This is a genomic window from Kitasatospora putterlickiae (genome assembly GCF_039527695.1).
Classification (GTDB): Bacteria; Actinomycetota; Actinomycetes; order Streptomycetales; family Streptomycetaceae; genus Kitasatospora; species Kitasatospora putterlickiae.
The window spans coordinates 24,947-32,081 of record NZ_BAAAKJ010000122.1; the positions used below are offsets into that span (position 1 = coordinate 24,947).

Consider the following 7,135-nt stretch of genomic DNA (forward strand, 5'->3'; position numbering starts at 1 on the left):
CCGGCCGCTGACCGGGAGGATCAGCTCCTTGCCGCCAGGCCGTAGCGCCGGGCGGCCAGTTCGGGCACGTCCGGCTTGACGTCGCCACGGGCGGCGAGCGTACGCAGGGCCCGCACGACGATGGACTCGGGGTCGACGCCGAAGTGCCGGCGCGCGTTGTCCCGGTTGTCGGAGAGGCCGAAGCCGTCGGTGCCCATGGAGGTCCACTGCTGCGGGACCCAGGGGGCGATCTGGTCCGGAACGGCGCGCATCCAGTCGGACACGGCGAGGACCGGCCCCGGTGCGTCGGCCAGCGCCTCGGTGACGTACGGAGTGCGGCCCCGGGCCTCGGCCTCCATGGCGTCCCGGCGCAGCAGGGTCCAGGAGGGGGCGGACCACACGTCGGCGGCGACGTTCCAGTCGGTGGCCAGCAGTTCCTGGGCCCGCAGGATCCAGTGGATCGCCGTGCCGGAGGCGAGGAGTTGCAGGCGCGGAACGGCCGCGGCGGCCGCAGCGGGCCGGTAGCGGTACAGGCCGCGCAGGATGCCCTCCTCGACCCCCTCGGCCTGTGGCATCGGCGGCTGGACCTTGGTCTCGTTGTAGACGGTGAGGTAGTAGAAGACGTCCTCGGGGGCCTCGCCGTGCATCCGCCGCAGCCCCTCGCGGACGATCACGCCGACCTCGTAGGCGAAGGCGGGATCATAGGGGAGGCAGGCCGGGTTGGTGGAGGCGATGAGGTGCGAGTGGCCGTCGGCGTGCTGAAGGCCCTCGCCGGTCATGGTGGTGCGTCCCGCGGTGGCGCCCACCACGAAGCCCCGGCCCAGCTGGTCGGCGAGCGCCCAGAACTGATCGGCCGTGCGCTGCCAGCCGAACATCGAATAGAAGATGTAGAAGGGGATCATCGGTTCGCCGTGCGTGGCGTACGAGGTCGCGGCGGCGGTGAAGGAGGCGAGTGAACCGGCCTCCGTGATGCCCTCGTTGAGGATCTGGCCGTCGGTGGACTCCCGGTAGTAGAGGAGCTGGTCCCGGTCGACGGGCTCGTAGGTCTGGCCCTTGGGGGAGTAGATGCCGGCGGACGGGAACAGCGACTCCATGCCGAAGGTGCGGGCTTCGTCCGGTACGACCGGCACCCAGCGCGGGCCCGTCTCCTTCTCCCGCATCAGATCCTTGACCAGGCGGACGAAGGCCATGGTGGTGGCGATCGCCTGGTTGCCCGAACCCTTGGCGAGCGCGGCGAACGGCTTCTCCGCGGGGGCGGGCAGCGGCCGGGCGGCGACCCGGCGGGCCGGGGCCGGGCCGCCGAGCGCACGGCGGCGCTCCTGGAGGTAGGCGACCTCGTCGGAGCCGGCGCCCGGATGCGCGTACGGGACCAGCTCCTCACCCAGCCGGGCGTCGGGAATGGGGAGTTCGAGGAGGTCGCGCATGACGCGGAACTCCTTGCCAGAGAGCTTCTTCATCTGGTGGTTGGCGTTGCGGGACTCGAAGCCGGGGCCGAGCGTCCAGCCCTTGACCGTCTGGACCATGACGACGGTCGGAGCCCCGCGGTGCTCCAGCGCGGCCCGGTAGGCGGCGTGGACCTTGCGCGGCTCGTGTCCACCACGGGAGGTGCCGACGATCCGGGCGAGGTCGCCGTCACTGTAGGGGCGGGCGAGTCCGGCGAGCGCGCCGGTGAACAGGCGCTCGCGGATGTACGCGCCGTCGCGGGCGGCGAAGGTCTGCAACTGCCCGTCGGGCAGGGCTTCGAGAGCGTCGAGGAGCAGCCCGTCGGCGTCGGCCGCGAGCAGGCCGTCCCACTCCACGCCCCAGGGCACCTTGACGACGTTCCAGCCGGCCGCGCGGAACTGGGCCTCCAGCTCCTGCATGATCTTGAAGTTTCCGCGCACCGGGCCGTCGAGGCGCTGCAGGTTGCAGTTGACGACGAAGGTGAGGTTGTCGAGCTCCTCGCGCGCGGCGAGCGAGAGGGCCGCCGTGGCCTCCGGCTCGTCCATCTCGCCGTCGCCCAGGAACGCCCACACGTGGCTTCGGCTGGTGTCCTTGATCCCGCGGTGGTGCAGGTAGCGGTTGAAGCGGGCCTGGTAGATCGCCGAGAGCGGGCCGAGCCCCATGGACACGGTGGGGAACTCCCACAGCCAGGGCAGCCGCCGCGGGTGCGGGTAGGAGGGCAGGCCGCCGCCGCCCGCCTCCATCCGGAACCGGTCCAACTCGGCTTCGCTCAGGCGCCCTTCGAGGAAGGCGCGGGCGTAGACACCGGGGGAGGCGTGGCCCTGGACGTAGAGCTGATCGCCACTGCCGTCACCCTCCTTGCCCTGGAAGAAGTGCTGGAAGCCGACCTCGTAGAGCCAGGCGGCCGAGGCGTAGGTGGCCATGTGCCCGCCCAGGCCGCCGCGTTCGTTGCCGCGGGTGACCATCACGGCGGCGTTCCACCGGTTCCACGCCGTGATCCGCGCCTCTATCGCCTCGTCGCCGGGGTAGGCGGGTTCGGCGGCGGTCGGGATGGTGTTGACGTACGGAGTGACGGACTGCGGCGGCAGTGGCACGCCGGCTCGGCGCGCGTGATCGACGACCCGTCGTAGCAGTCGCGCGGTGCGCCGCGGCCCGACCGCGCCGACCGCGCCGTCCACGGAGGCGAGCCATTCGGCGACCTCCTGCGGGTCGGGTTCGGGCAGCTGGTCGAGCTGGTGGTGCGGGGACATGGGTTTGTCCTTCCGTCGTGCGGGCCGACCGCAAGCGGGTAGCGCCTCTGGTAGTCGGCTTGGTGGGACTACTGCTGGCCCGTGATGCTCAATGATCGATCAAATTCTACTGCCGCGATGAACGGCGCCTTCCGTGCGCGCGGCAGGGGCGCGGGACGCGGGTTCCGCTGGAGCCGGGTATCAGCTGCCCTTGGGCTCGCGCGCGTAGTCCATGACGTGCCGTTCCATGAGGCGGCCCAGGTGCGTGTCACCGCGGAGCAGGCCCTCGGCGATCTCCTCGTGGTCCTCCGCGTTGTCGTGCAGCTCCGTGCGCAGCCACCGCAGCGAGAGGCGGGTCCACACCTCCACGCCCAGCCCGTCCCAGTGCCGGATGAGCACGGGATTGCCGCACGCGTGGACGATCGCGCGATGGAAGGCCACGCCGTGCAGGGCCTGGCCGTCGACGTCCCCCTCGACGGCCGCGCGGCGCATCGCGAGCAGGTGCTCCTCCAGCGCGGCGGTGTTCCCGGCCAGCCGGGGGGCGGCCAGCATGACGGCACGGCGCTCCAGGGCGGCGCGCACGACGTACACGTCCCGGAGCTGCTCCACGGTGAGCTCCTGGACGCGGGCGCCCTTGTTGGGGCTGGAGGTCACGAGCTCCATGGCCTCCAGCTCGCGCAGCGCCTCGCGCACCGGAGCCTGGCTGGTGCCCAGTTCCACCGCGACCCGGCGCTCGACGATGCGGTCCCCGGGCTCCCAGCGGCCGGCCACCAGGCCTTCGAGGATGAACGCGCGCACGTGTTCGTGCAGGGGGGCCCGCTCCAGGGGGAGGGGCGCGGGGTTCGTAGGGCCTGCGGGAACCGGCAACTCGACTCTCCTTCGCTCGGCAGATGAGCAATGATCGATCATTTGCCATACTACTCGACCCGAGAGCGGCGCTCGCCGACCGTCCCCGCGGCCGGGGAACAGGCAGACGCCCTGCGGATTCCGGCGACGCCCCGCGGTGTGCGCGAGGGGTCGCCGACAACGCAGGGCGCCTGGACCGTGCCGGCTTCGAGCGGCGTACCCGACGCGGGGGACGGACTGATCAGACGGGGTCCGTGTCGGGGGCGTGGCGGGTCCGTGCCCGGTGGGCCGGTGAGACGAGCGTGTGCCGGATGCCGCCGCCGATGAAGGCGCCGATCACCGGGGCGAGCAGGTAGATCCACAGGTGGGCGGTGTTCCCGGACAGCAGCGCCGGGCCGAACTGCCGTGCCGGGTTGGCGGATCCGCCGCTGCGGGTGCCCAGGGAGGCGATGATGAGGGCGGTGGCCAGGCCCACGGCGTACGGCAGCAGCGGGAGGGAGGAGGGGCGGCGCAGGAAGGCGCCGAGCATGAGTGTCACGGCGACGATGGCTCCGGCCTCCGCGGTGAGCACCGCGGCGTCGTTCCAGGCCGGCGCGGGCGCCACGGCGGAGTACGCGATGGGGGCGTTGCGGGCGGTGGCCCCCCAGGCGAGGCCGCCGAGCGCTGTGCCGGCCAGCGATCCGGCCGCCTGGGCGGCGCCCTCCTCCAGAGGTCCCTCTCCCGAACCCCTGCCATGGCGGCGACGACCGCCGACAGGGTCGGTGCGTGACAGGCCGCCTCCCCCCGTCCGTTGCCCGGCAGCATCGCGTTCTCCTCCTACGGCTGCTTCCCGCTCTCGTCCCGGCACCCGCACCGCCGGTACACCTGCCCGCTGTGCGCGTACCGGAACGGGAGCAGGGCGAGGGTGCGTCAAGGACGCCCTGACCAGCGCCAACAGGCCCCGCGTCCGAGCGGCTCGGTTGTCTCGACGAAAGCATGCCGCTCGGGGCGAAGGCCGTGCGGCGACCCGGCTGGTGGGTGGGGTCAGCCCTTGGGGACGAGGGTGTTCTCGTTGGTGCGGCCGGCGGCGAAGTCGTCGGTGTTGCGGACGGTGGCGTCGATGATCTGGCCGACGGCGGTGTGGGTGAAGTAGGCCTGGTGGCTGGTGACGAGGACCTGGGGGAAGGTGACGAGGCGGGCGAGGGTGTCGTCGGTGATGCCGTGGATGGAGCGGTCGGTGAAGAAGACGCCGGTCTCCTCCTCGTAGACGTCGAGGCCGACGCCGGAGAGGCGTCCGGCGCGCAGGGTCTCGACCAGGGCGGCGCTGTCGATCAGGCCGCCGCGGCTGGAGTTGACGAGGATGGCGTCGTCCTTCATCCGGGCCAGCGCGGCCCCGTCGATGAGGTGGTGGGTGGCCGGCAGCAGGGGCACGTGGAGGCTGATGAGGTCGGCGCGGGTGAGGAGTTCGGGGAGTTCGGTGTAGGTCATGCCGAGGTCGAGGCAGGCGGGGTTGGGGGCGATGTCCCAGCCGAGGAGGTGGGTGCCGAATCCGGCCGCGATCCGGGCGAAGCACTCGCCGATCTTGCCGGTGCCGATGACGCCGACGGTCATGCCGTGGATGTCGCGGCCGAGCAGGCCGTCGAGGCGGAAGTCGAACTCGCGGGAGCGGTTGGCGGCCCGGGTGAGGCGGCGGTTGACGGCGAGGGCGAGCGCCCAGGCGTGCTCGGCGACCGCGTACGGACTGTAGTGGGAGACCCGGGCGACGGTGAGGCCGAGGCCGGCGGCGGAGTCGAGGTCGATGTTGTTGAAACCGGTGGAGCGCTGGGCGATCAGCCGGGTGCCTCCGGCGGCGAGGACGGTGAGCGTTCCGGCGTCGAGGACGTCGTTGACGCTGCTGCTGACGGCCGGGTACCCGGAGGCCAGCGGGGCGGTGTCGCGATTGAGGAACACGGCCAGCGTGCGCAGGGAGTGCCGGCCGGCGAAGGCCTTCTCCAGGAGCGGCTGTTCGTCTGCTTGGACGCCGTAGGCGAGAATCTCCACCCCGTCACGCTATCGAAGGAGCCGTGGACATGTGCGGCGGGCCTCGCCCGGGGCGGGGGCCGAATGGACTACAGGTGAACGGTCCGGGCGACCGCGTACGCGCTGTAATGGGATACCCCGGCGATCGGTGCGCCCCGGTCGGCCGGTTCGGGTGGCGGAAGTATGACCGAATGTGAGGGCAACCCTCCATACCCCCGCCGATCGGCTGTTCCCTAGGCCGAAGTGCCTTGCGAGCATCGAAATGGCGATTCCGATCAAGAATTCGCCTTTGATTGACGATTCACTAATCGTTTGTGAACAGTGCCTTAACGAAACAGAGGCACATGAGGGGGTATTTGGCATGTCCGAGGACACCCACGGCACCGAGCTGACCCGACGGCGGATGCTCCAGGGGGCCGCGGCCGCCCTGGCCGTCGCCGGCGGGACGGTCGTGATCGGCGTGGCCGGTCCGGGCGGAGGGGCGGCCACCGCCGCCGATCCCGGCGCTTCCGACAGCTTCGACGAGACGTTCCAGGGCCGACGGATCCAGGGCCGTCCGGTCGACGGGGGGAGCCACCAGCACGGCGGCGCCGGCACCGGCTACCAGGTCCTGATCGACGGCGACGAACTGCACATGATGCGCAACGCCGACGGCACCTGGATCAGCGTCGTCAACCACTACCAGACCTTCGCGACCCCGCGCGCGCTCGCCCGGGCCGCCGTCAACGACCTGCAGGGCGCCACGCTCGTCCCGCTCACGATCGCCTGATCCGGCCACCACCCGACACCGACACCGATCACAAGAGGGGGGACTCATGGGAGTCCGCAAGAACCAGGCGACCCTGACGACCCAGGAGAAGCGCGCCTTCGTCAACGCGGTGCTGGCGCTCAAGGCGAACGGCGGCTACGACCCGTTCGTGACGACCCACAACCAGTTCATCCTCAGCGACGTCGACAACGGCGAGCGCACCGGCCACCGCTCGCCGTCCTTCCTGCCCTGGCACCGGAAGTACCTGCTGGAGTTCGAGCAGGCGCTCCAGGCCATCGACCCGAGCGTCACCCTGCCCTACTGGGACTGGACCGCCGACCGCTCGGCGACCTCCAGCGTGTGGGGCGCGGACTTCATGGGCGGCAACGGGCGGGCCACCGACGGCCAGGTGACCACCGGTCCGTTCGCCTACTCCACCGGCAACTGGACGCTCACCGTCAACACCGACAGCCGCAGCTACCTGCGCCGTCAGCTCGGCGCGGCGGTGGCCCAGCTGCCCACCCGTCCCGACACCGAGTCGGTGCTCGCGATCACCACCTACGACGCCGCGCCGTGGAACAGCTCCTCGACCGGCTTCCGCAACAACCTGGAGGGGTGGCGCGGCGTCAACCTGCACAACCGGGTGCACGTCTGGGTGGGCGGCCAGATGGCCACCGGGATGTCGCCCAACGACCCGGTGTTCTGGCTGCACCACTGTTTCGTCGACAAGCTCTGGTCCGAGTGGCAGAAGCGCAACCCCGGCCAGACCTACCTGCCGACGGCCGGCACGCCGGACGTGGTCGACCTGAACGAGCCGATGAAGCCGTGGAACACCCTCGCCCCGGCCGACCTGCTCAGCCACGGCGCTCAGTACACCTACGACACCGGCTAC

6 protein-coding genes are annotated in these 7,135 nt (G+C 71.5%); 2 read left to right on the forward strand and 4 right to left on the reverse strand.

Annotation, left to right across the window (positions count from 1 at the left end):
* Positions 1–20: 20 nt before the first annotated feature.
* The 4 genes from aceE to ABD308_RS12800 form a co-directional block, all read right to left on the reverse strand.
* On the reverse strand, positions 21–2,672 hold the full coding sequence (gene aceE / locus ABD308_RS12785) for a pyruvate dehydrogenase (acetyl-transferring), homodimeric type (RefSeq protein ID WP_344332830.1): 2,652 nt from the start codon (positions 2,670–2,672) through the stop codon (positions 21–23).
* Between the two features lie 180 nt (positions 2,673–2,852).
* The gene (locus ABD308_RS12790) at positions 2,853–3,518 is read right to left on the reverse strand and encodes a GntR family transcriptional regulator (RefSeq protein ID WP_344332831.1); all 666 of its coding nucleotides are present in this window, start codon (positions 3,516–3,518) and stop codon (positions 2,853–2,855) included.
* 220 nt (positions 3,519–3,738) lie between these two features.
* Positions 3,739–4,350, reverse strand: a complete 612-nt coding sequence (locus tag ABD308_RS12795; protein WP_344332833.1) for an aquaporin — start codon at positions 4,348–4,350, stop codon at positions 3,739–3,741.
* Positions 4,351–4,520: 170 nt separating this feature from the next.
* Positions 4,521–5,516, reverse strand: coding sequence for a 2-hydroxyacid dehydrogenase (locus ABD308_RS12800; protein ID WP_344332834.1), 996 nt, complete (start codon positions 5,514–5,516; stop codon positions 4,521–4,523).
* 340 nt (positions 5,517–5,856) lie between these two features.
* Between ABD308_RS12800 and melC1 the strand changes: the two genes are divergently transcribed.
* Positions 5,857–6,264 (forward strand): apotyrosinase chaperone MelC1, encoded by a 408-nt coding sequence (gene melC1 / locus ABD308_RS12805; RefSeq protein ID WP_344332836.1) that lies wholly within the window; start codon positions 5,857–5,859, stop codon positions 6,262–6,264.
* Positions 6,265–6,310: 46 nt separating this feature from the next.
* Positions 6,311–7,135 (forward strand): tyrosinase MelC2 (melC2, locus tag ABD308_RS12810; protein WP_344332838.1); only part of this gene is annotated, 825 nt, incomplete at its 3' end.

Bases quoted from the DNA above. Each gene is read 5' to 3' on its own strand.
- melC1 (WP_344332836.1), top strand. From the start codon at position 5,857: ATGTCCGAGGACACCCACGGCACCGAGCTGACCCGACGGCGGATGCTC.
- aceE (WP_344332830.1), bottom strand. From the start codon at position 2,672: ATGTCCCCGCACCACCAGCTCGACCAGCTGCCCGAACCCGACCCGCAG.